At 38.4% G+C, this 25,111-nt stretch carries 24 protein-coding genes; 6 read left to right on the plus strand and 18 right to left on the minus strand.

The genetic code is table 11. From position 1 onward, the window contains the following. The 7 genes from ACTS4L_RS09460 to ACTS4L_RS09490 form a co-directional block, all read right to left on the minus strand. Positions 1-577 (minus strand): hypothetical protein (locus ACTS4L_RS09460; protein WP_440651976.1); only part of this gene is annotated, 577 nt, incomplete at its 3' end. Positions 578-894: 317 nt separating this feature from the next. Further along, the gene (locus ACTS4L_RS09465; RefSeq protein ID WP_440617403.1) at positions 895-3,477 is read right to left on the minus strand and encodes a hypothetical protein; all 2,583 of its coding nucleotides are present in this window, start codon (positions 3,475-3,477) and stop codon (positions 895-897) included. Between the two features lie 19 nt (positions 3,478-3,496). After that, a complete protein-coding gene (locus ACTS4L_RS09470; protein ID WP_440617405.1) occupies positions 3,497-5,482 on the minus strand; it encodes a hypothetical protein in 1,986 nt (661 codons plus the stop codon). Then, positions 5,479-6,087 carry a hypothetical protein gene (locus ACTS4L_RS09475; protein ID WP_440617406.1) on the minus strand — a complete coding sequence of 203 codons (609 nt, stop codon included), beginning with the start codon at positions 6,085-6,087 and terminating at the stop codon, positions 5,479-5,481. Before ACTS4L_RS09475 ends, ACTS4L_RS09470 begins: the two co-directional genes overlap by 4 nt. Then, positions 6,087-6,668: a hypothetical protein gene (locus ACTS4L_RS09480; RefSeq protein WP_440617407.1), complete on the minus strand. Its 582-nt coding sequence runs from the start codon at positions 6,666-6,668 to the stop codon at positions 6,087-6,089. The genes ACTS4L_RS09475 and ACTS4L_RS09480 overlap by 1 nt, the downstream gene beginning before the upstream one ends. 140 nt (positions 6,669-6,808) lie before the next feature. Next, positions 6,809-7,402 carry a hypothetical protein gene (locus ACTS4L_RS09485; protein ID WP_440617408.1) on the minus strand — a complete coding sequence of 198 codons (594 nt, stop codon included), beginning with the start codon at positions 7,400-7,402 and terminating at the stop codon, positions 6,809-6,811. A gap of 34 nt (positions 7,403-7,436) precedes the next feature. After that, on the minus strand, positions 7,437-8,051 hold the full coding sequence (locus ACTS4L_RS09490; RefSeq protein ID WP_440617409.1) for a hypothetical protein: 615 nt from the start codon (positions 8,049-8,051) through the stop codon (positions 7,437-7,439). Between the two features lie 797 nt (positions 8,052-8,848). On the opposite strand from ACTS4L_RS09490, the gene ACTS4L_RS09495 reads away from it, so the two are divergent. Next, positions 8,849-9,490, plus strand: a complete 642-nt coding sequence (locus ACTS4L_RS09495) for a phosphatase PAP2 family protein (protein WP_440617410.1) — start codon at positions 8,849-8,851, stop codon at positions 9,488-9,490. Positions 9,491-9,761: 271 nt separating this feature from the next. Here ACTS4L_RS09495 and pheT read toward each other — a convergent pair whose 3' ends face one another. Continuing rightward, positions 9,762-12,143 carry a phenylalanine--tRNA ligase subunit beta gene (gene pheT, locus ACTS4L_RS09500; RefSeq protein ID WP_440617412.1) on the minus strand — a complete coding sequence of 794 codons (2,382 nt, stop codon included), beginning with the start codon at positions 12,141-12,143 and terminating at the stop codon, positions 9,762-9,764. 208 nt (positions 12,144-12,351) lie between these two features. Then, positions 12,352-13,365, minus strand: coding sequence for a phenylalanine--tRNA ligase subunit alpha (gene pheS, locus ACTS4L_RS09505; RefSeq protein WP_440617414.1), 1,014 nt, complete (start codon positions 13,363-13,365; stop codon positions 12,352-12,354). Between the two features lie 241 nt (positions 13,366-13,606). Between pheS and gloA the strand changes: the two genes are divergently transcribed. Then, on the plus strand, positions 13,607-13,999 hold the full coding sequence (gene gloA / locus ACTS4L_RS09510; RefSeq protein ID WP_440617416.1) for a lactoylglutathione lyase: 393 nt from the start codon (positions 13,607-13,609) through the stop codon (positions 13,997-13,999). 181 nt (positions 14,000-14,180) lie between these two features. Here gloA and radA read toward each other — a convergent pair whose 3' ends face one another. The 6 genes from radA to ACTS4L_RS09540 all read right to left on the minus strand — a co-directional run bounded on the left by radA (position 14,181) and on the right by ACTS4L_RS09540 (position 18,033). After that, complete coding sequence (gene radA, locus ACTS4L_RS09515; protein WP_440617417.1) at positions 14,181-15,536, minus strand: DNA repair protein RadA; 1,356 nt, start codon at positions 15,534-15,536, stop codon at positions 14,181-14,183. Between the two features lie 6 nt (positions 15,537-15,542). Continuing rightward, positions 15,543-15,851: a PilZ domain-containing protein gene (locus tag ACTS4L_RS09520; protein ID WP_440617418.1), complete on the minus strand. Its 309-nt coding sequence runs from the start codon at positions 15,849-15,851 to the stop codon at positions 15,543-15,545. A gap of 1 nt (position 15,852) precedes the next feature. Further along, positions 15,853-16,488, minus strand: a complete 636-nt coding sequence (locus ACTS4L_RS09525; RefSeq protein ID WP_440617420.1) for a DedA family protein — start codon at positions 16,486-16,488, stop codon at positions 15,853-15,855. 191 nt (positions 16,489-16,679) lie between these two features. Next, on the minus strand, positions 16,680-16,976 hold the full coding sequence (locus ACTS4L_RS09530; protein ID WP_440617422.1) for a hypothetical protein: 297 nt from the start codon (positions 16,974-16,976) through the stop codon (positions 16,680-16,682). Then, positions 16,973-17,299: a type II toxin-antitoxin system RelE/ParE family toxin gene (locus ACTS4L_RS09535; RefSeq protein ID WP_440617424.1), complete on the minus strand. Its 327-nt coding sequence runs from the start codon at positions 17,297-17,299 to the stop codon at positions 16,973-16,975. The genes ACTS4L_RS09530 and ACTS4L_RS09535 overlap by 4 nt, the downstream gene beginning before the upstream one ends. A 98-nt stretch (positions 17,300-17,397) precedes the next feature. Then, positions 17,398-18,033: a LysE family translocator gene (locus tag ACTS4L_RS09540; RefSeq protein WP_440617426.1), complete on the minus strand. Its 636-nt coding sequence runs from the start codon at positions 18,031-18,033 to the stop codon at positions 17,398-17,400. A gap of 195 nt (positions 18,034-18,228) precedes the next feature. On the opposite strand from ACTS4L_RS09540, the gene ACTS4L_RS09545 reads away from it, so the two are divergent. Together ACTS4L_RS09545 and ACTS4L_RS09550 are read left to right on the plus strand one after the other, a co-directional pair. After that, the gene (locus ACTS4L_RS09545) at positions 18,229-19,281 is read left to right on the plus strand and encodes a methionine ABC transporter ATP-binding protein (protein ID WP_440617427.1); all 1,053 of its coding nucleotides are present in this window, start codon (positions 18,229-18,231) and stop codon (positions 19,279-19,281) included. Continuing rightward, a complete protein-coding gene (locus tag ACTS4L_RS09550) occupies positions 19,259-20,716 on the plus strand; it encodes a MetQ/NlpA family ABC transporter substrate-binding protein (RefSeq protein ID WP_440617428.1) in 1,458 nt (485 codons plus the stop codon). The genes ACTS4L_RS09545 and ACTS4L_RS09550 overlap by 23 nt, the downstream gene beginning before the upstream one ends. Before the next feature lie 2 nt (positions 20,717-20,718). Here ACTS4L_RS09550 and ACTS4L_RS09555 read toward each other — a convergent pair whose 3' ends face one another. Both ACTS4L_RS09555 and ACTS4L_RS09560 read right to left on the minus strand, forming a co-directional pair. Further along, positions 20,719-21,438, minus strand: a complete 720-nt coding sequence (locus tag ACTS4L_RS09555) for a hypothetical protein (RefSeq protein ID WP_440617430.1) — start codon at positions 21,436-21,438, stop codon at positions 20,719-20,721. A 6-nt stretch (positions 21,439-21,444) separates the two neighbouring features. Next, positions 21,445-22,464: a tryptophan--tRNA ligase gene (locus ACTS4L_RS09560; protein ID WP_440617431.1), complete on the minus strand. Its 1,020-nt coding sequence runs from the start codon at positions 22,462-22,464 to the stop codon at positions 21,445-21,447. A gap of 139 nt (positions 22,465-22,603) precedes the next feature. Here ACTS4L_RS09560 and accD point away from each other — a divergent pair, with 139 nt between their 5' ends. Together accD and ACTS4L_RS09570 are read left to right on the plus strand one after the other, a co-directional pair. Further along, a complete protein-coding gene (gene accD, locus ACTS4L_RS09565) occupies positions 22,604-23,467 on the plus strand; it encodes an acetyl-CoA carboxylase, carboxyltransferase subunit beta (RefSeq protein ID WP_440617432.1) in 864 nt (287 codons plus the stop codon). A 2-nt stretch (positions 23,468-23,469) separates the two neighbouring features. After that, positions 23,470-24,690 (plus strand): bifunctional folylpolyglutamate synthase/dihydrofolate synthase, encoded by a 1,221-nt coding sequence (locus ACTS4L_RS09570; protein ID WP_440617434.1) that lies wholly within the window; start codon positions 23,470-23,472, stop codon positions 24,688-24,690. On the opposite strand, the gene ACTS4L_RS09575 is transcribed toward ACTS4L_RS09570, so the two are convergent. Beyond that, positions 24,683-25,009 (minus strand): DUF4286 family protein, encoded by a 327-nt coding sequence (locus ACTS4L_RS09575; RefSeq protein ID WP_440617436.1) that lies wholly within the window; start codon positions 25,007-25,009, stop codon positions 24,683-24,685. The two genes, ACTS4L_RS09570 and ACTS4L_RS09575, sit on opposite strands and share 8 nt — an antisense overlap. Between the last annotated feature and the right edge of the window lie 102 nt (positions 25,010-25,111).

A 25,111-nucleotide genomic window follows, 5' to 3' on the forward strand; every position in this document is an offset into this window, starting at 1 on the left:
GTATGAAGAGATAATTTTTTTCGATAAAATCGGCAAAGTTAGTTGTCGTGACCGGAAAAGTTAGTTGACATTTGATATTATTATCATTGACATACTCATTGGCTATTGCTGTAACATGATTTAAGCCATTGCCTTGATTACTATACCAATTATAATATAAATCAAGAGGATCAGATGTGTAACTATAACTAATCAAATACCCCCAATCCAACTCATTATTAGTATAATTTTTAGAGTGACCACTATGACCATATAATTTAATGTCGCCATATCTTGGGTTTGTATATAAAAAATCAATATATCCAAAGTCACCTAAAAGATGAAATACAATATTGGTATCATTTACTACAGTTGAAGAGCAATCAAGTATCGCTGATTGTCCAGCTTTTAACGTACCATGCGCAGCTCTCAACTCATCTGCATAGCTACAAGTCTTTATAGCCGCACCATCCTTTAGACTAATATCAAATTCAGTGCTATTTTTTAAAATAACCCAATCAGATGTATTTACCGCATATACCTGAGATGCCGCTGAAAGTGATAATAAAGAAGCTAATGTCATTAATGTCTTTTTCATTTACTGTTTCCTCTTAGTTGTTTTATTTTTAACTGATAAGAGCGTGTTATTTAAATGTTTACTGCCCTTACTGTTGAGATATAATTTATCATTTACAGGCATTAAAATCAGTTTCAACTAGGTTTCCTTGGGTAACAGAAATGAAACAATTAATGGATGTTTGTTAGTCTGTAACTGTTTTTTTTCAACAAGCATTAATCTTGCTTAGGGTAGACCTTCCCCATATTAACTTCACAGTTGTGATCCGAAGCATATCGATTAAGTGCTAACATAAAGCAACATACTAATCGAATAATTTAGCCATATTATTTATTTTGTCAAACCTCAAAACAATATAGCTTAGCCACATTACCACAACTTTGTGCGGCAAACTCTGTCCATTTCGATGGGGTCCAGTCATATAAAACAATATCGCCATAATTACCTTGATTGGAGCTGCTATCACTCGTCCAATTATTGCAATTAGGTGTGCGCAAGGTACCTAGCGCTCTTGTGCCAGTCCACATATCAGTTTGTGGAATATCTTGTGGTATCGCGTTTTCAATCTTAACGGATGTTGGATCCGTAATCAGCTTATGACTATAGGCAAAAATAGAGTCATCTAAGTTATAGTAAACAATTTCAGGATGTGATTTGACATTATCCACGGCATTAATACTCTCGTCACTTAGCCATGCATGATAAGTACCTGACAACCCTCTACGACTGGCATCTGCTTGGCAAATTTTATTAGCAGCAAGTATACCCGTTTCACCGGCGGCATCCGCCCAACTTGATAAATTACCATTGCCAAGTTCTTTAGTAATAAATACATAGCGTGACGCATCATTAAATGCACTAAATTCAATTTCAGCGGTTACCACCATTTGGTTTTTATTGCCCTTTTTCGGTAATTGTGAGCTTAAAGTGTAATTACTTCTATGTGCTAAATCATCTCCTTGGCGTTCAAATAGTGCCAAACCAAAATCTTCATTATAAGCAATCACACCTTGATTTTGGAGACCTTTGAAGTTTGCTGCAATCAGCGTTTGCGTATTCGTTAACGCCGCATAATAACCATATTCTGAGGAGTTTAATGATCGGTTATATAGCCATACACGCCCACTTAACCCACCAATAGCCATATGATCTGTGGTTACTTGTGTTAATGCAATTTGACCTGAACCCAACTGTGATGCGTTTGGTGAGCTTATTGCCTGCCATGTGCTTTTTGGTAAATCACTATCAGTATTATAGAATAACTTTCTTGATGAATACTTGGTATCTTCAGATGCCATCATTACACCATTTTCATACCCCAAACTTGGATCGAATAATGTAATAAAATTGGTCTGTCCATTTCCATTGCTATCTTGAATTGTTTTTTGACCGCTTGAAATTCTATTGGTTGAAGCGATATCGACAACAGCAAATTGAGCTGGTTGATTGCCTTCACCATCTTCAACTGCATAAAAGGTATTGTGATAGGCTGAAAAACCCGCAGCGTAAAAGTCATCCCCCTCTAAATCAAGCTCACTCTCTGAGTCTAATAATCCGTCTTTGTTCGTATTAAGATAACGATATTCTTGGATAACTAAGCCTTTTGTTGAAAGAAAGAATGTCGATAGAGCGGGACGATTATTGATCGTATGATGCGAAGTGGCAGTAGCAACACCCCAAAAATCAGATCCTGCATCTTTAGTTAACTTATGAAAACTATTGTCCTCTAAATTAACACGATATAAGTTTTTTGTTGATCCTTGATTATTTGAAAAATAAAATTCACCATAAAGATTTGCCGTCATTTGGTTAATTTCTCTAATGGTTTCCCCTTCGATAATCTCATTGAGCATTTTTTCAGTCACATAATTAATTTCACCATCAACGGCATTGTAAAGAAAAACAGTTGCTCTGGCATCTACTCCGCCTGATTGTCCATCATTATCACCTAATAACAAATAGCCATTATAACGCATCTCCGTAATATGGCTTTTTGCTGGGGTTTTTATCGCGAGACGCTCAACATACTCACCAATAGATCGCTCAAAGGTCGCCGGTTTTTGATGTATAAAAAAATAACAAGAATCACCATCATTTAAATTGATCGTATAATATTCATCAGGCATACATGTACTCAACTCAGTACTAAATTCGATAAAATCAGAAGTCATAAATTCACTGATATCTATATTTTCGACTTTGCCTTGACTGGCTGATAGTTTGATGCGCGTTAATGCCGGTGCTATTTTGAGGATTTCTGGCTCATTTATTTCATTGACAACCTCAACATCAATTGGCTGATAGGTTATCGCGTTAGATGAATCTACCCTTCCTTGCAAATCATTGGCATCAGCTCTAGGCGTCAAGATCAAATGACAAACATCCCCTCGGTTGATCGTGCCAGTGCAATCGCCACTGACATCAGCAACATCGGTATTCACATCAATTGCGGGATTGTACCAGTTAAAGCCACCAATCACTTTAAGTGTAAAATGATTATCACCTGAGGCAAGTCGGTATCGGTTACTTTCTTCATTATATTCAACCTCAGCGCTTTGCAATTGGTACATGACCGGTGCTGCTTCAAGTGTTTTTGATATAGACGCTACCTCACCACTGATTAGATCAGTCACTTGGTAATTTAAAGTTGCCATATTTGCTGCTGCTGTTTCATTGATCTGTATATCAATCGCGCAACTTCCTCCCGGATTATACACCGGATCGCAATCACTATGACTTAATTCAAAATGCGCTGAATTGCTGATATTAATATTAGAAATACCAGAAAACTCTCCATGCTTAAGTATAATTTTCTGTATACCTGGTTGAGTAAAATAAAAGTCTTCAGCATAAACATTGACATTGAAACTGCTAAAAAGCGCTATTGCTAAGCACTGGGTTAAGCATTTATATTTTAACATTTCTTTTGCCTCCTTCTTCCTAGACTACTGGTCTTAATTGTGTTGCGGATAAAAATTGAATCACCGTCATTGCCTCATCATTGGCATCAGCGGGCATCTTAAATCCATCCATTGATTTATAGCTCGCTTTATAGATACAGGTTCCAGTATATCTACATTCAAAAACACTCACCGCCTCAGTTATTTCAGAGCGACTAAACGCAAAGACTTTATAATTATCACTAGGCAAAATAGCCGTTGTATCACCAAAATCATCTTTTTCTTTTGCATTTCTATTTCTCTGCCAACTAGGTTGGCTAGCATTTTTATCAAAGGTCATAATGCCACCGCCCTTGGCAGGTGCAATCAATACATCCAACCCACTAGCGACGTCTAATCCTAACTGTATATCTTTTGAGTGATCTGAGGCAAAATCCAACTGTCTTCCGCGACCCAAAGTAATACTACTCCTCCTATAGTACCTACTATCTGAATCAAGCCCGAAGTATCTGTTGTTTGAGCGAAAAATCGATGAAGCACCAATAAGATTTGTTGCTATCTGATCATCCGTTGTCGTAACTAGCGGACTCGTTAAATTAATCGTTTGAATCGCCGCCATTCCAGTCATGCTGGATCTCGTTAGGTACACAGTATTATTACTTTGATTGCTTCGTGAAACATGATAAAAGCTATCTGCATAGCCCAAATTGTAGGTGCTGATCTCAGGCGCATCAAAATGAATACTCTCACGTAACTGCAATAATGTGCCATCTTCATAGATAACATGAAGATTATAAGCGTTATTAAGAAAAATACTTTCTCTTAATACCAAACTACTGATACCATGCGCACCTTCGCTGTTATAGACTTTCTCTATGTTATCGTGCAGTAGATTATAGCGATATATATCGCCATTATCGGCATCGGTAACATATAAATAACCAAAAGGGTTTGCCAGCATATGCCCAACCGGCACGCTAAGTGGAATCTCCCGCTCAAAGCTTAATTCATTACCATTAACCTTGTACATAAACAACTGATTTGTTGTTTTATCGGGGATGGCTAATTGCCCTTCCAAATTAACGGTCATTGAGAAATCACCAATGGAGGTTGGGATCGTCATTTCTTTTGGGTAAGTTCCCGTTGTGAAATAGCGGTAAACGGGATGCTGTAACAATTGTATCGAGCAACTTTCACCTGCATTTAGCGCCATTCCACCACTCACGGCACAGCCGTTAGCAATATTGGTATTGACTGACCATTTATCATCATTTAATCCTATCAGATTGATCCCTTGAACATCTTGCAAAGCAATAAAATCAATTTTTAGCATGCCCGTTGATAACTGAGTTACTCGACTTAGTAAACCATTTTCAATTTCAAGTGTTTTGTGTGACGGGAAACTATTAATGATATTTAAATCGGCATACAAAGCCTCGGTTGTATCACTTACCCGAGCGATCACCTGACAAGATTGCTTAACCTCAATGGTTCCTGTGCAGTTATGCTCCAGAATCTCTACAGCTTCTGTATTAGATATCGAAATATCTGCATCAACCCAAGGAAATCCACCGATCACCTCAATATCAAAAGTCACCTGATTGCCACGCGCCACTAAATAATGCTCGGTACTATAATCATAATAAGCATTAGCACTTGAAATATGATTCATCACCGGTGCAGTTTCCAACGTCATCGACTCTTGACTTAGCTGTCCTGTAAGTAGATCAGTCAGTTGATAAGTTAAATTAGCCGATTGACTCGCTGCTTCTGCTGCCACATCAATATCAATGATGCATTGCTTTTCTAAAAATTCACAATTATTAATCGCTGAAACACTAAAGTTTGGATTATCAATGACTATGTTATTAATTTGATAAAACCCTACCGGTTTATCCCCGATATCTAAGGTAATCGCATTGCTTCCAGCACGTGTGATATATTTATCTGCAGCAGCATAGCCGAAAGAAAATGAAAATATTAATAGCGTGAATAGCGTGTGAAATAAAGATGTCACTTTGATCATATCGCCTCACTAATCGTAATTTTCATTTGCTTGTTATAAACGCCAGCCTCTGCCAAAGTATCTGCTGAAAAGTAGCCACTAACTTTGCCAGGAGTTGATGAGGTTATATTGACTAGCTGTGTTCCTTCATATTGAACCGTACATGTCTCTTCACTCCCCGACCTGTCAAAATCAATTTGCCCATCAGGTAGTGCGTAACAATTACCTTGTCTAATATCTAACGGCATTAACCCTTGACCTGCTTGATTAACAAAACGCAAATTATTAACAACAACCGATTGCGCTTTTGTGGTTTGATGCTCAAGTGCGATACCTGTATATGCTCGATCATCGGCATTAATAGAAACCAGTGCACCTGTTTGAAACTGCAGTTGGTAACGTTTTTGCTCATCAATATTGCTAAATGAATAATTTGCAGGCGATGATTCAATATTGCTATTGCCCTTTTCTAAGGTCACATCAACGCCACCAAAATTCATTGCCATTGGTAACGCATTTTTTGATAATTTATCAGCATTAATAATCGTTATCGGTAGTTGTGCACCGTGACTACTGACCGATACGAGCAATAAAAACAAACTGATATTAAAGCGCGTAAAAAACATTAGGGCACCTCGGATAACTCAAGTTCCAAGGTGGTGCTATAAGTACCTGCTTGGGCATTGTCAGCAGATGCAAATTTCATTTTTGTAACACCATTATCTGTCATTAATGGCGTCAGTTGACTACCTTCCAAGGTTAAAATGCATGGAAACTGCTCTTGCGCTTGCCCAAAAACCACTTCATTACCATTGATTTGACAGTTCACCATAGCTTGAACAATATTGACCGGTGTTGTCTCATCTGCATATAGAAAAGTCATCGATTTAATCACCGCACCAATGGAGCCATCTTTTTTCAAATAGATCCCTTGCAAACCACTCATAGCATCGCTGCCTATACCACTGGTGGATTTAATCACTAATCGATATTGTTTATCTGGACTGACTTCAGTTGTTTTTAAACCTGCAACTGATTTTTCATAGTCTGGTGTCCCTTTAAAAATATCAACCACAATGGGTTCTTCAGTTAAAATAAACTTTGCATTTTTATTTTCAATCGTTGCCGTTAAGTCTAATATAGCTTCTTCAGCCATCGCATATCCCCACAACACGAGTGAGAATAAAATAAATTGTAACCTTTTCATTTATATCCTCCTGTGTGGGTTATGTTGGGTATTAGGACTTAGTGCTATAAGCATACATTCTCATTATGATTTACGCTTGACCTATCGCATTTAAAGCCTTTATCACCCTATTTATATGTTAAATTGCTAAGCAACTGGAGTTACATACTCTGCTCCATCTTGATATTGAGCTGTGTAACATAACTATCTTGCTTAGCATCTTCAGCAATATTAAAATTGAATACCGTGCTTCCTAAAGCGCTTGACTTACTGACATCAATGCGTGATAAATTTTGTCCATCTATTTCAATCACACACAGATTAGCATTGCTTTCGGTACCAAAGTAAAGTGCACTGCCTTGTAAGCGACAGTTATGCGTCGTTGTTTTAATATTAATTGGTTGCCCATCTGCTGACTTGAGTAAAATTGACTTCAATGCCACACTTTTTTCATTGGTATTTCGTCCAATCAGGTGAACACCTTGCAGATTGCCCACCTGACCGATTGATGAACCTTCTGTTGTGATATCAAAAGAATAATCTTTCTCTGAATCAATATGATGAACCGATAACCCAATATGCTCATAGCTTATTGATGTCTCACCTGCCAACGTACTGACTGACAGCGGAATATGTGTCATATCAAACTTGACAGGCTTGGTTCCCACCACCACCTCAATCTCAAAAGATTCAGTGGCAGCATGAACCATCGAGATCATGCTTAAGCTGACTAAAAACAAATTCGTCCCTTTCATAAGTACCTCCTTTGTTTTTATCTACAAATATCAACTATGGCGTTGTTGATAAAGTGATATTGAATGTATTGGTATAGTTACCTTCTGGCGCATCTGTCGCTGCAGCAAATTCAAACTCTGTTGTACCTGGTGTTGCCAAATTCGTTAACTTATCAGCCTCTGCTTGAGTCAAAGTAAATGAACATTGATTACCCGTACCGCCAACAGTTGAGAAGTTAATTTTTCCTTCCGCATCCACGACATCACAGTTACCAGCTCCTGCAGTCAAGGCAACCGCTCCACCAGTAGAATCCTTAAAAGTCAATGACTGAACTGCACCTTGTGGGTTATTATAATCACCATTTGCATATAAAAGCGCACCTTTAATTCCCTTTGCTGCGCTTAAATCTGCTACAGAACCACCCGCTAGTTGAATACTAACATTGTAGCCATTTACTGGGGCAGAACCATCGGTTATTGACAAACCTGGTACAGTTACTGTCTCCGTTTCCCCTTGAAGAAGCGATGAAGACACCGGTGTGTTTGATATAAGTAGTTTAGCCGCTGTTGTGCTAACTTCCATGGTTACATCAACACTTGATGATGCAGCATATGCCATAGAACCTGCTAAAGCAGAAGTAGCCGAGATTGCGATAATTAATTTTTTCATAGTATTTCTCCTATTAGGTTGATAACAAGTTATACTGATTTCAATAAATTTAATCTGTATTAAAATCAGCCTTTAAAATAAGGATGCCTTATTTGCTATCCATAGTATCGGCGTTAACTCAACATGTCATTTAATATGCAATTTAAGAAAAATATATCGTCATTAATGTTTTAAATAGGCTCATGAAAACCTTTTAAATAGAATGGTTTAGAAATAAAATAAGAAAATAAAAAATTGATAAAACCCTATTGACATAGTTTGGTATTCATTAAATTGTACGTTATAGACATAAGATTAAATTATATTGTAATTACTTAGGCTTATATAATAATGGCACTACCTTTAAAAGGATCAATAACCATCCATGGCAGCTTTGCATTGGATCCTTACGCCATCCTGGCTCAGGATGACAAGAAAAGAGGTGGCTCAGGATAACAAGTCATAAGGTGTCATTGCGAGCATGGATGCGTGGCAATCCATTTTATCAGGGATGGTTAATTTAACTTAGTTGAGAAGCCTCTATTTACAAGCGACTTCTTAAGGTAGTGCCATTAGCTTATATAGCAGTCATTTATTTTGGCTGATAACAGGGTGCCTTGTATCTCGGCGCTCATAATAGATTTTGTATATCCATATACAAAATCGAATCGCCAGACTCGGCGGTATAAATTTGCCCGAGCCGTCCGCCTCCATGCCTCGCAGTAAACGCGAAAATACTAAACAACACCTATTAACGCTTTGATTTATTTAGCAAAAAAAGTTACGATTTTTCGATATTAACAAGGGATCAATATTTCATGCCCAATCATTTTAAAAAACTCATTCAAACTACCGTACTATACGGCATCATCACTTTTATTATTTGCGCCTTGAGCTATCTCTATCTTGATCGTTTATTAGTGCTTTCCATCAGTGAAGAGCTTCAACACAATATCCTGATTAAACTTTCAAATATCCTATCCGTTATTTTTGACCCTAATAATTGGTTTGTACTTTTTATCATTCTTGTAATTACCTGTATTTGGCAGAAAATACGTAGTCAATTAAATCCTCGCTTACTGGTATGGATCATAAGTTTATTTATCGCAATTGCTGCGGCAACCGTACTGAAAGTAACACTTGCACGCTATCGTCCTGAGCTATTCTTACACGATGGCTTATATGGTTTTCACTGGATGTCACACAAACGCTTATTTAACAGCTTCCCGTCAGGGCACGCTACCCTTGGATTTGCAGGACTGTTAGGCTTAGCGTATTTGATACAAAATAAAAAGTTCACGGTGTTATGCATTGTCATCGCGCTTATTATCACGATCAGCCGAATATTAAGCTCACAACATTATCTAAGTGATGTCTTAGGTGGTGTTTATATTGGTGTCTTTAGTTATTTATGGGCAAAAACCCTTGTGGCACAGTATCTAGAAACAAAAAGCGGCTAAGATAAATATTCACCCACAAGTGCTCACCGTACCCTGAGCGTAAGTCGAAGCGATGCACTGAGCATCAATCGAAGTGGGTAAGCTTGGAAAAATCACACTTCATAGAGGCTTCGACTTACGCTCAGCCAGCGTTTGCACAATCAAAGTGGACTGGAATATGGTCATAGCCCCAAAAGCTTTAATTCAAAGACTTCAAAATAGCATAGCTCTTTAGAATATTTTCATGAAAACCCTTAGGGATTCTTGCCCAATTGTATATCCAACATAAAGACTACTCACGAAGATTGGCATTAGTATTTTCTTTTAAAGACTTAAGAATCTTAGTCATTGCATCATTCATAAGCTCATCCGTTAAGGTCTGTGTGTTATCTTGGAATGTTAGGTTCAAAGCAATACTCTTTTTGTTCTCTGGTAGGTTTTCACCTTGGTAAACATCAAATAAATCAACTTGATTTAATAGATTCACGTCTGCTTTATTGACGGCATCAATCAAGCTTTGCGCACTGATATTGCAATCAACGATAACCGCAATATCACGTGAAACCGACGGGTACTTAGAGATAGACACAAATTTAGCAACGTCTTTGTTTGAGATTTTACTGGTTTGCAGCTCAAATACTACCGGTGATTTACCTTTGATTTGCAATGCTTTCATAACATTTGGATGCAAGACACCGATGACACCGATCTTTTCACCATTTTGATAAATATAAGCTGATTGCCCTGGGTGCAACCAATCAATATCTTCACAAGGTACATAATTAATTATTTTCTTATTTAGCTGCAATACGGCTTCAACATCTGCTTTGACTGAATAAAAATCGCTTGCCGTTTTTTCCTGCCAGTTCAGCGGATTGATATCACCATAAACAAGGCCTGCAAAATATGAGTATTCATGCGCTAATGTTTCAGCTTGTTGAAAACAAACACCTTCTTCAAAAATACGAATACGCGATTGCTGACGATTCAAATTAGCTTTAAATGTCGCGACAAGCCCTGGGATCAAGCCTTGACGCATTATTGACATATCCTGTGATATAGGGTTTTGCAACGCTAATCCAGCCATATCAAAAAACAATTCATCTAATTTAGGATCAATAAAGCTGTAATTAATTAGTTCATGATAGCCACGATTAATTAACGCATTTTTTAATGCGCTTAAAGTGATGGTATGCTCAGATACTTGTTTTTGCGATAATGTCACTTCAGGTAAAGTCATCGGTAAATTCTGATAACCATAGACACGTCCGACTTCTTCTATTAGATCCTCTTCAATTGCCATATCAAAGCGATAACTTGGGGCAGTCGCCAACCACTTAATCTCATGACCAGCATTTTTAATTGGTTCAAGTGTGATATTAAGCGCTGTTAAGAGTTCTTCAACAAATACTGCACTAAAATCCATACCGAGAATTGAGTTTAGCTTATTTAAGCGTAATGGAATTTCAGTCGTCGTTTCATTATAGTGATCTGCGTTAACGATCTCCCCCACTTCACCACCGGCAATATCAATGATTAAACGCGCGGCATAATCAATAGCATATTGACACAACTTTGGATCAACACCACGCTCAAAACGATGTGATGAATCTGTGTGCAAACCATATTGACGCGCCTTACCGGCAATTGCCTTGGGCTCAAAGTGAGCACTTTCTAAAAAGATATTTTGTGTATTATCAGTCACCGATGAATCCAACCCACCCATCACACCGGCAATCGCTAAAGCATTATTTTCATCAGCAATCACTAATGTATTGGATTTGAGATTGACTTCTGTTTCATCTAATAAGGTAATTTTTTCATTATCTTTTGCCATGCGTGCATATACAGTGCTGCCAAGTTTATCAGCATCAAATGCATGTAGCGGTTGACCTAATTCTAGTAAAACATAATTGGTAATATCAACAATCGCTGAGATTGATCGTAATCCTGAACGACGCAGACGCTCTTTCATCCATAAAGGTGTAGGCACTTTGGCATCAATATTATAAATCATGCGCCCAAAATAACGAGGACATGCCTCTGGCATCTGTGAAACAACTTGTTTTTGTGCGCCTTTAGTCACCTCAAGTTCAATATGATCAAGTGGTTTAAGTTTAGCATCCGTTAAGGCCGCGACTTCTCTTGCCACCCCATATACACTTAAACAATCCGCGCGATTTGGTGTCAAATCCACTTCAACAATATGATCATCCAATTGTAAATATTCACGAATATCTACACCAATAGGTGCATCAGCAGGCAAGTCCATCAAGCCTTCGCTTTCATCGCTCAACCCGAGCTCTTTTTGCGAGCACATCATACCATGCGATGGCTGACCACGTAGTTTACTTTTCTTTATTTTAAAATCACCGGGCAAACATGCGCCAATTTTAGCAACAGGTGCTTTCATCCCTGCATAGACATTTGGCGCACCACAGACGATGGTAACAAGCTCATCATCGCCAACATCAACCTCACAAACATTTAATTTATCAGCATCTGGATGCTTATCAATTTTTTTAATTTGCCCAACAACAACCTGTGTGAATGGCGGGGCAACCGACTCAATTGAATCAACTTCTAGACCTGCTGTTGTCAACTTTTCACTTAACGTATTTACATCAAGATTTTTATCTAAATAATTTTCTAACCAATGATGACTAAATTTCATTTTATTATCCTGTCATTTTCATATTCAGGGCAATTAATTCATTGATGTATTCATCACAAAGGAAATACATTACAAGGGCAATTCATGAATTGCCCCTACATATCGTAAATTGCCGTAATTGTCCGTAAGAGCAGTTCATGAGTTGCCCCTACATATCATAAATTTTCGTAAGGGTAATTCACGAACTACCCTTAAAAACACACCTAATTTAAAACTGTTTTAAAAACCGTAAATCATTCTCAAAAAACAAACGTAGATCATTAATACCATAACGCAACATAGTCAGACGTTCAACACCCATACCAAAAGCAAATCCGCGATATTTCTCACTATCAATACCACCTGCTTTTAACACATTCGGATGCACCATTCCGCAACCTAATACTTCAAGCCAACCAGTTTGTTTGCATACACGACAGCCCTTGCCTTCGCACATCACACACTCCATATCAGCTTCTGCTGAAGGCTCAGTAAACGGGAAATAGGAAGGACGGAAACGCATCTTTAAGTCTTTCTCAAAAAAGGCATTTAAGAAGGCATTTAATAAACCTTTCAGATCAGCAAATGATGCCTTTTCATCAATCCATAGACCTTCGATCTGATGAAACATCGGTGTATGTGTCATATCTGAATCACAACGATAAACGCGCCCAGGGGCTATCATACGAATCGGTGGTTGTTGTTTTTCCATCGTCCTAATTTGCACACCTGATGTATGCGTTCTAAGAACAGTGTTAGGGTTGAAATAAAACGTATCATGCATCGCACGCGCGGGATGGTGATCAGGAATATTTAACGCTTCAAAGTTGTGGTAATCATCCTCAACCTCTGGTCCATATTCAATCGCAAAGCCCATCTTACTAAAAAAATCTTCAATGCGTTGCATGCTCGTGGAAACCGGATGCAATGTACCTTGCTCATGTCCAACACCTGAAAGGGTTACATCAATTTTCTCAGCTGCTAACTTCTGCGCTAACTCAATTGCATTTAACACATCTAAACGCGCGTTAATTGCCATTTGCAATTTATTCTTCGCTTCGTTGACTGCTTGACCAAGCTTGGGTTTTTCTTCATTGGGTAAACTACTTAGCTGCTTCATAATCCCCGTTAATTCGCCTTTTTTACCCAAGTACTGAACGCGAATATGATCTAAATCTTGTCTGTTTTTTGTATTTTCGACGTCTGTTAATGCTTTCAAACAGATTTCATCTACAATTTGCATGTATATTACCTTTACTCAATGATGCCGTGCATTATATACCCATCACCAATGAGTTTACAGCATTTCTGCTATTGAATTTCTTGCACTTTTGAATGATTGAACCTTGCAAATATCACCTACAACCCAATCACCCATTACACAATTTATTGCTTTGAGATTGGTATGATTTACCTTGTCATGCTCGTGCTGTTTTATTAACATCCCTCACAGTTTCATATTACAAAAAACAAAGGATATCACTATGCGCTTAGCTCACATTATGATTCGTGTTAATAATCTCGAGGAATCCATTCATTTTTATCAAAATATTTTTGGCATGAATTTACTTAAAAAGATGGATAACGAGGCTTATCGCTATACATTAGCTTTCATGGGTTATGGCAATGACATCAATGCCGTTACCGCCATTGAACTTACTTATAATTGGGATACTGATAGTTACGATCACGGTAATGCTTTTGGACATCTGTGCATTGAGGTCGATGATGTTTATCAAAGCTGTGAAGCAATTAAACAGCAAGGTGGAATAGTCACGCGAGAAGCAGGTCCCGTCAAAGGTGGCACCAGTGTCATCGCCTTTGTCAAAGACCCTAATGGTTATCAGATTGAACTGATTAACAAGAAAATCCGCTAAACTCTACCATTTATTTCCAACCCACTTTGATTGTGTAAGCGTTGGCTGAGCGTAAGTCGAAGCCTCTATAAAGTGTGATTTTCCAAGCTCACCCACTTCGACTGATGCTCAGTGCGTCGCTTCGACTTACGCTCAGGGTACGGTCAGCACTTGTGGGTGAATAGTTAGTCTTAGTTATTTATCATAAAAGCAATGCTTTTAACTCCTCAAGCTTTTTGATGGCTTGTACTTGAATGCCAATCTCCTTTTTGGGCATATTGCCTTGCGGCACAATCGCTTGCTTAAAACCATGCTTTTGCGCTTCACTTAGACGTTCCTGCCCATAGGGGATAGCACGAATCTCACCTGATAGCCCTACTTCACCTAAGATAATCCAGTCTTTCGGAATGGAGCGGTTATATAAGCTTGAGAGAATCACCGCGATAATCGCAAGATCAATACTGGTCTCATTAACCTTAATACCTCCAACAATATTGATAAATACATCATGATCATTCAGTTGCACACTTAAATGGCGCTGCATAATTGCCAATAGCATCGCTAAGCGATTAGGGTCAAGTCCCAAAGCTAAACGCTTAGGCTGGGCATAGCCATTTTCACTAACCAATGCCTGAACTTCGACAAGTATTGGGCGTGTGCCCTCCCATATCGCAATAATCACACTACCTGAAATATCATCCTCAGCACGATTAAGAAAGATTGCTGACGGATTCTTAACCTCACGCATGCCCTTATCGGTCATCGCAAAAACACCCAGTTCGTTTACCGCACCAAAGCGATTTTTCATCGCTCTTACCATACGATAACGACCATCGGTTTGCCCTTCGATAAAGATCACACTGTCAACGATATGTTCAAGCACCCTAGGACCCGCAACTTCACCGGATTTGGTCACATGTCCCACCAAGAAAATGGTACAATTCAAGCGTTTGGCCGTTTGCGTTAACAGGCTGGCTGATTCCCGCACTTGAGCAACACCTCCAGCAGCTGATTGTAAGACCTCAATCTGCATCGTTTGAATCGAGTCAACAACGACTAATTGCGGTCGATGTGTCTCAATATACTGACAAATTGCTTCAACATTAGTTTCACTCATCAACAACAATTTATCATTGGGCAACTGCATACGTTGCGCGCGCAGTGCCACTTGCTCTAGTGATTCTTCCCCTGTGATATATAATGCATTATGTGTTTGAGACAATACCGTCATAATCTGCAAGAGAATTGACGATTTACCAATACCCGGATCGCCACCGATTAAGATTACTGATCCTGGTACAATACCGCCACCCATCACCCGATCAAACTCGGTAAATGGACTATGAATACGCGGATAATCCGCTAAAGCCACTTCATTGAGCTTTTGCACTTTCGCTTCAGTGGCAGCATATCCTACTTTATTTATTGTTGATTTGGTGACTCTTATTTGAGTTTCAACAAGGGTATTCCACTCTAAGCAATCAGGGCATTGCCCTTGCCACTTAGGTGAGACTGCGCCACAAGACTGGCAAACATAGCTTGATTTTGGTTTTGCCATACTTATCTACTCATCATGCTTTATCATGCCAACCAAATAATTCTCAAGTATTTGATTGACTTCAAAACCGGCATCTCCTAATAACTGAAAGCCATATTTTTTGTCATTTTGATAGTCATCTGCCGAGATCCAAATCACTTTTGATTGACAAGTTAACTCTTGCTTTAACTCAGGCAAACGCACCACCAGCTCGGTCTCTTGCCCAAAATTAAGCGCATTATTATGATAAACAGTTAAAGCGCCTTGCTTAACAAAGGGTAAGTAACTTTCTAATGCTGCCTGCTTTGATTCTAGAGTAATTTCAACTACTGCCATATTATACTTCCATATCGAGGTTTAATTGCTTACTTTGCTTTTCTTGCTTCTTACGCGCCCGCCTTTTTCTTAGCCTTACCACTAAAAAGCTCACCGTGAATATAACCAAGAATAAAACGATAATTGAAATATGCCAATACTCTTTAACTAAATGTGTGAGTGAGAGTTTGTGCAAGATAATCTCAAGTGCATTACCAAAGTAATACCCTGCTAATAAAAACACCAACACCCAGACAATGGCACCAATGGTATCAAAAATCATAAACTTAACATTACTAATCTTGCTCATGCCTAAAGCAAAGGGGATAATCGTTCTTAAGCCATAGGCAAAGCGAAAACCCAGAATCAACCAGAAGTTATATTTATCGATCATCAAACTAATGCGATCAATCTTCGGTTGCCAATTGGGTTTACGCTTTAAAATCTTAGGACCAACATAGCGCCCCAAATAAAATAAAAAACAATCATGAATCAAACAACCAATAATTGATAGAATAATAATCCAACCTAAATCAAGCATGCCCGCCGCAGCAGCTACGCCACCTAGTATTAAAAAGGTTTCACCTTCGATAATTGCCGCACCAAACATAAGCCAATAGCCCCATTGTTGAATTAGTGCAATATGTTCTGGTGACATGCATACCTCATTAATTTTTTATCATTTGTGTTACGCCATAGCCAATGGCACCACATCTTATCTCATCAACAGCAGATATTGCAAAATGTAAATTGGCTATTACCCAATTTTAAAGTTTAAATATAACCACTCAATCAACAATTGAGTTTGCGACAGAGCTTAAATACTTTGCTTGTACTATTTCAATTTTTTTATTCAAAAATAATGCGTGGACTTTTTCCAAGAAAGCGACCAACTTTGATTAATGTTTCTAATGTGAAACCAGATTCACCTTTTAAAATTCTTTGCGTTTGTGATGTACTTGTGTCTAATCCCTTTTTGACATCATTAAAAGTTAAGTGATTGCTTTCGATATAATTATTTAGCTCATTAGCAATTGACTGCTTCAATAATAAATATTCGTCTATGCGTTTGTCTGCTTCTTTATTTATGCTATTGATTTGCTTTGCTGTTAATCTCTCTTGCATTATTTGGTCTATGCTTCTCATAAATCAACCTCGCCTTTTTTAATCTTTTTAGCTTGTTTATCTGCTTTCTTAATATTCTGCTTTTGACTTCCTTTATTACCACCAAGTAAACCAACATAAATTTGATTGTTGTGATGCATGTAATAAAGACGGTTGCCAAAACGTCTACAACGTAGCTCTTTTATTTTTTCTTTTGTACCTGTTAAGGATTTTGTAAAAGGCTGTTGCAATTCATAACCTAATTTTCTAAGCATACGAATCAAAATAAGCATTTCGTCTTGCTGATCTAGTGGCAAATTAAAAAGCCATTCCTCAGCGTCTTTTAGTAAAATTAATTCGTACACGTTAATCTTATCTTCTGATTATATTTCCACAAAATACCCTAAAATGGGCATATCGTCAAGTTGCAAATGTTTTTAGGCGGATGAGTTTGCAACAGAACCTAAAAGCCACCGATAAATGAGTAAATAAGAAATAGCGCAAAAATCGTTAAAACCACTGAGAATACTATTTCAAGCTTTGCCATGTGTTTAACAAAAACATTTCTAACGCGCTGTGAACCCATGACATAAGCAACAAAACTAAACCAAGCCCACGTACTTAAAAACATCACAACCAATATGCTTAAGTGATACCAAAGTGCTGAAGATTTCAAAACAAACAGTGGCAATAAACTGACAAAGAATACAATCACTTTAGGGTTAGATAAATTGCACAAAAAACCGGTTAGCCATAGGTGATGTTTTGATATTTTAACCATCTCACCTGTATTTGCATCTAATGAATGCTTACCTTTAGATGCTTTGAAACAATTATAAGCAATATACAATAAATAACACCCTCCAAACAAGGCAATCCAATGTACAATAATCAAGAAGTTATCACTCAGATAATCCAATAATAGCACCACAAGGGTGGCATAAAATAGCACCCCTGTCGCAATACCCAATGCGACAAGGACCGCAGGGTTTCGTCCATAACGAATCGATGATCTAAGCACCATAAAAAAATCAGGCCCTGGCAACATCAATCCTAACAATTGCAATAATAGTAAACTTAATAAAGCAGCAACTAACATTATAATAACTCATTATGATAGAGAATAGAGCTAAAATTCTATCACATGGGCTTTAAAAGCGAATCAAAGAATTTATTTTTCATCAGTTTAAATTGAATCACTGAAACTTACGCAAAGTGATTTACGAGCAATAGAAAATATTGTTACTATATTTTTTCTGATGCATTACTGCACTTAAAGAGTGGAAACAATAATATGATTGAGATTCAGAACCTCAAAAAAGAGTATCTATCAAAGCATACTCGCCATATTGCCCTAAAGGATATCAACCTTTCGATTAAAGATGGTGAGATTTTTGGCATTATCGGCAAAAGTGGCGCCGGCAAAAGTACGCTTATTCGCTGCATTAACCTGTTGGAACAGCCAACGGAAGGTCATATTTTTATTAATGATGAAGATATTACCAAGCTTTCACAAGACAAGCTAAGAAAGGCGCGCCAGAAAATCGGCATGATTTTCCAGCATTTTAACTTACTATCATCGCGTACGGTATTTGATAACATTGCTTTCCCGCTGGAGTTACAACATGCCAGCAAAGCCAAAATCCAAACTAAAGTCAATGAGCTATTGAACCTCGTTGGATTGGAGCAAAAAGCACAAGCCTATCCTGATGAATTAAGTGGCGGACAAAAGCAGCGTGTCGCTATCGCACGTGCCTTAGCTTGCAACCCTGTGGCTTTGCTGTGTGATGAGGCAACCTCTGCTCTTGATCCTGAAACCACTGATCAGATATTGCAGCTCTTAAAAGAGCTTAATCACAAACTGAATCTGACGATTATTTTGATCACCCATGAGATGGATGTGATTCGCAAAATATGTGATCAGGTGGCGATTATCGATGATGGATTGATTCAAGAAACAGGAACCGTCACTGAGCTATTTTTAAATCCAAAAACAGCCATTGCCAAAAGCTTTACTGAAAAAAGCATGCATTTAAACCTACCGGATGAAATAAAAGATAAATTGCATAAAGATCCATATGCAGCACCACATCTGACCCCTGTCATTAAAATGACTTTTTTGGGTGACAGCATTACCACTCCGGTTATTGCTGAGCTTAACAGCAAATTCAAAGTGGCTTGCAATATTATCCAAGCTAACATTGAACGCATTCAAGCACAATCAGTTGGGGTCACCATTTGTCATATGCTTGGCGAAAAAGAATACTGGGAAAAAGCATTAAGCTTTCTACATCAACAACAAATCAAAATTGAGGTGATCGGTTATGCTGCAATCGATGCTTTCTAATCTAGCACTTGCCACATGGCAAACCATTTACATGGTATTTATCGCAACAGTGATTGCGGTTATTGGTGGTTTAATCTTGGGCGTACTACTTCACTTATCCCACAATCAAAAGAACCTTGGTATACGCCTTTTTAATCAGGTCGTCGGTTTCATTGTCAATGTCACCCGATCCATTCCTTATATTATCTTGCTGATTTTGCTTTATCCGCTGACCAAGATTCTTGTGGGTACGACCATTGGTACCACTGCATCGATTGTCCCTCTTGCTATTGCTGCTTTACCTTTCTACGCACGTCTTGCGGAATCTGCAATCTCAGAAGTTGACAAGGGTTTGATTGAAGCTGCTAATGCCATGGGTGCCACCAAGTGGCAGATTATCTTTAAGGTATTATTACCTGAAGCCAAAACGTTATTAGTGGACGCTGCGACCTTGACGACAATTGGTCTTATTGGCTATTCAGCCATGGCAGGTATCGTTGGCGGTGGAGGCTTAGGCGACTTAACCTACTTCCAAGGCTATAACAATGGTAATTACTTTCTGCTTTACGGTGGCGTTGTGCTATTAATCATCTTGGTACAACTATGCCAATCCTATGGCAAGTATCTCAGTGGCAGCAAAAAAATCACCAGCATTTGGGCATTGGTCGTTATTTTAGTAGCAGGATCCGCAGCTCAAGTAACGTATAACACCTATGAAGCAAGTCAAAATACCAACATGATTACCGTCGGTTATACCCAATCGCCTGAACAACAAAAAATCATGCAAATGGCGCAGGAAGTTGCCAAAGATGAATACGGGCTTAATGTTAAGCTTGTTTCCTTTGGTGATTATAATCTACCGAATCGCGCACTTAATAATGGCGACATTGATGCCAATGTTTTCCAACATATTCCATTTTTAGAAAACCAAATCAAAGAATTTGGCTACAAAATCATGGAAATTGGTAAGACATTTATTTATCCGATGGGGATTTTCTCAACTAAAGTTAAATCGCTTAAAGAAACACCAATTGGTGCTAAAGTTGCCATTCCAAATGATCCTACCAATCGTGGGCGCGCTTTGATGATTTTGGCTGATGCTGGTTTAATAAAATTAAAATCAGGTGTCACTTGGAAGGCAACATTAAACGACATCGTTAATAATCCACTTAAATTACAAATCATTCCACTACAAGCAGATCAGATTCCTAACAATCTAGATAGCGTCACCCTTGCAGTGATTAATAATGACTTTTTACCTAAAGCACATCTGACCTTAAAACAAGCCTTGTTTGTTGAGCCAAAAGACTCTCCTTTTGCCAATATTATTGTTGTTCGCGATAATGACAAAAATAATCCATTATTACTAAAATTTGTCAAAGCGTATCAATCACCACAAGTAGCAAAGCTTGCTGAGAAATTATACCCTGATGATGCCGCAATTCCTGCATGGTAAAACTATAACCCGCAGCCATAATCCCAACTACAAGTCTTGGCAAACTCATCATAATAGTTTGTGCTTTTTTCTAGCATCTTTAAATACTCAACAAAGTTTTTATCAAACATCGGCTGCTCAATCTCATGCTCGAGATCAAGCATGCGTTTGATATCGTCTGCTGACAAAGTGACAACATCTCTTTTAGTTAAATGGATGCATGGCTGACACTCGAGGGATCGATGATTTAATGGTATTTTAAAGGGTGTTTTAGCAATTAATCTATTACGCCTATCTTCATCGCAATCAGCTAATAGATAACGTACTTCTCGATCATCATAACGTTCAGATTCAAGAATGCCATCGGGCAAATCAGCTTGCGCTTTGCTCATCGTGCGACGATTTGCTAATAGCACAACGGCTTCAAGATCTTCATCATGCGTCTCAAGCCAGTTTAAAATTGCCATACCCTTTAGAAAGCCTGCGCACCAATGAAACTGTTGTGATGGAAATTGCTTGCGTGCTTTAACAAGCGCGCTAAAATCATGCTCAGGTTTCAAATGAACTGATTGAAAGCCTAGTGATTGAACCCATGACCTTGCGCTATCAACACGCGCTTGCCAGGCACTCGCCTGCCAACCGGTATCAACGGACAAGACAACGACATCTTCCAACCCAAGCTCATACGCATGCTGAATCAGTGCAATACTATCATCACCAAAGTTTGCAATAATACAATGCATCGTAAGTCACATACCAATTTGTTGCTTAAGTTTGTCCAGTAACTGTTTTGCCTCAATACGCGCTTTGTTAGCACCATGCGCTAAATGCTCATCAATAATATGCTTATTCGCTAAAAAATAGTCATACTTCTCGCGCATTGGCGTCAATACTTCATCCATCTTCTCAAATAATGTTTGTTTGGCCTCACCCCAACCAATACCTTGTTTATAACGTTCTGCTAATGCTAGCACTTCAGATTCATTGGCAAAATGCTTATACAATGCAAACACCGTACACGCTGTTGTGTCTTTTGGCTCTTCAGGCAATTGTGAATTGGTCACGATCTTCATCACTTGTTTTCTTAACTGCTTGCTTGGTGCAAATAACTGAATCGTATTGTTATAACTTTTGGACATCTTGCGCCCATCCAAACCTGGAATGGTTTGCGTTTCTTGATCAACCATTGCTTGCGGTGCCTTAAGCAAATTGCACTTATAGATATGGTTTAAACGATTAGCAATATCACGCGCGATTTCAATATGCTGAATCTGGTCTTTACCAACAGGCACCAAATCCGCATTAAACATAATAATATCCGCTGCCATCAACATTGGGTAATTGAAAAGCCCCATGGTAATCCCTGCTTCTTCATCTGTTTCACCTTCAGCAATATTGGTATCTACTGCTGCCTTATAGGCATGCGCACGATTTAAAAGCCCCTTGGCAGTCACTGACGTGAGAATCCAATTAAGCTCCATAATCTCAGGAATATCTGACTGCCGATAAAACATGACTTGCTCCGGATCAAGCCCCAAAGCTAACCAAGTGGCTGCAATTTCATAGATATATTGCTGTCTTAATTTACTATCCCATAATTTAATGAGCGAGTGATAATCGGCAATAAAAAAGTAGGCATTAAACTGAGGATTTTTTGCCATCTCAAGGGCAGGTTTAATCGCACCAATATAATTACCAATATGCGGCGTACCTGATGGCGTAATACCTGTTAGAACGATCTTTTTTGATTGATTATTTGCTTTATTCATATTTTCTATAACTAAATACTAAAATGAGGCACTAGTGTAACAGAAAACCACCCTCAAACTAAATAAACACTGGTAAATTCGCATGACTGTAGTATAAAATGATGCGTTATGTGTAAGCATCAAGGTAATAAACCACACCATGAGTTGGCTAACGAAAATTATTCCACAATTAGGCTCAGATTCACAAAAGAAAGAGTTGCCTGAAGGCGTATGGCACAAGTGCCCTTCTTGTAATGCCGTTTTATATTTACCCGATTTGGTTGAAAACATGCTCGTTTGCTCTAACTGCGAACATCATATGCGTCTAAATGCACGTCAACGTGCCAGCTATTTTTTTGATAAAGATACTGCCGTTGAGTATTTCAATGAGGTTAAACCCAAAGATGTTTTAAAATTCAAAGACACTAAATCCTATAAAGATCGCTTATCTGCAGCACAAAAGAAAACCAAAGAGAATGATGCCCTTTTAGTGTTTGAAGGTTTAGTTCAAGGTAAAGCTGCTGTTGCTGCTATTTTTGATTTTAGCTTCTTAGGCGGTTCGATGGGTTCCGTTGTTGGTGAGAAATTTGTACGTGCTGTTGATCTTGCCATTGAAAAGAAACAACCACTTATTTGCTTTACTGCCAGCGGTGGTGCGCGCATGCAAGAGTCACTTTTTTCATTAATGCAAATGGCAAAAACAAGTGCAGCCCTTGCCAAATTAGCCGCACATAAGCTGCCATATATCGTCGTATTAACTGATCCAACCACTGGTGGCGTTTCTGCCTCTTTGGCAATGCTTGGTGATATCCATATTGCTGAGCCTAATGCACTCATTGGTTTTGCCGGTCCCCGAGTCATCGAGCAAACCGTGCGTGAGAAACTGCCTGAAGGCTTCCAACGCAGTGAATTCTTGCTTGAAAAAGGCATGGTTGATCGCATTGTTCACCGTCATCACTTACCACAAGATATTGCTCAACTGTTGGATAAATTGCTGCCAACGCAGCATACACATGCAGGTTAAGCGTGCGCAACTGGGTTTTAGGTGCTCAATTTTATCATCGCATTGAACAAACTATTGATCAAATTACTTCTTTGGATTTTCCGCAAGCAACACTCAATGATTTAAGGCTTTTTTTTAAACACTTAAATATCAGCTATGTGCCACATATTATGACCATAACAGGCACCAATGGCAAAGGCTCAACCGTTGCCATTTTGTCACATATTTTGCAGCATAACGCTGTTGATCATATGTGTCATACCTCACCACATATTCGTTTTTTTAACGAGCGCATCAGTTACAACCAACAACCCATTAATGATCACGACCTACTGGATTACTTACAACAAATTTATGCACTATGTTTAAAACTTGAAATCAAACTGCATTATCACTTTATTAGCTTTGTCAGCACATGGATTTATATTCAAGCTCGAAAACCACAATGGGTAATTCTTGAGGTTGGTGTTGGCGGCAGATTGGATCCTGCCAATCTATTTGATGCAGATATTGCCATCATTACCACTGTTGCATTAGATCATTGTGAAATGCTTGGTAACACAATAGAAGAAATCGCACTTGAAAAAGTACATATTGCCAGAGCACATAAACCAATCATTCTTGGTAACAATCTTCCTAAAAATGCCTTGGGCTACTTAACTCAAATAAATGCTAAAGTTATCTACGCTGAGCATAACTCGAATATAAATAATGCTTTTATTCATCCTAATAGCATTAACTGTGCATTAACTGCCATTGAGCACTTAGACAGCAAGCTCTTACTACCTAATGACTTAGCGGCTTATCGCATTGCTGGGCGCTTTCAGACAATCCAATATAAACCACTAATCATTGCCGATGTTGCGCATAACCCACAGGCTGTAGAACACTTTTTCAATCAGATTAAATCCTTATTAACACAAACACCTAAAACACGCGTGCTTGCTATTTTTAGCGCCAATCAACATAAAGATATAGTAAACATCATACAATGCGGACATGATCTGATCGATCACTGGCTTATTCCTGATTTAAACACAATTGATCCGCGCTTTACGCCATTAACTAATGGCTATAAAAAGACACTCTTTCCAAGTAATAGTATGTTCTTTGATAACGCTTTTGCTGCATTTGATTACATCACAGCAAATGCGCATACTGATGATCTTGTTATTGTTTTTGGGTCTTTTGTATTAATTGGTGAGCTCAACAAATACCATGACAAAATCATCTCCTTTAAATAAGTGGGGCATGAGTAATTAACGCTTCTTCTAAAGCTAAAACTCGTCTTGTTGCGCTAAATTTATCTCCAAACCTTCGTACGCCGTCTTCACGCATAGCCTGTGCATGATTTTTCAAATAGTCATTTAAATGTTCTAGCGTTTCAAGTTTATAACAGGCAACGAATACCTTGTTATTATCTTCACACTCAAGTTGCTGATACAATTTTGCACTGATAAATCCTTTATATTTCAACATCTCGGCAGCATGATGCTTTAACCATTGAAAAAATACAGTATAAATTTCCTTACTAACATAAAGTGTTACTTCATATTTAATCACTCTGAATCCTTAAATCACCAACAAATGGTCACGGCTGTCCCATCTAAAAACCTTGAGCCAAAATAGTGCTTAAAGTCTGATTTCCCCAGGCTGCTTTCTTAC

This window comes from Cysteiniphilum sp. 19S12-1 (assembly GCF_052030685.1).
Taxonomy (GTDB): domain Bacteria; phylum Pseudomonadota; class Gammaproteobacteria; order Francisellales; family Francisellaceae; genus Caedibacter.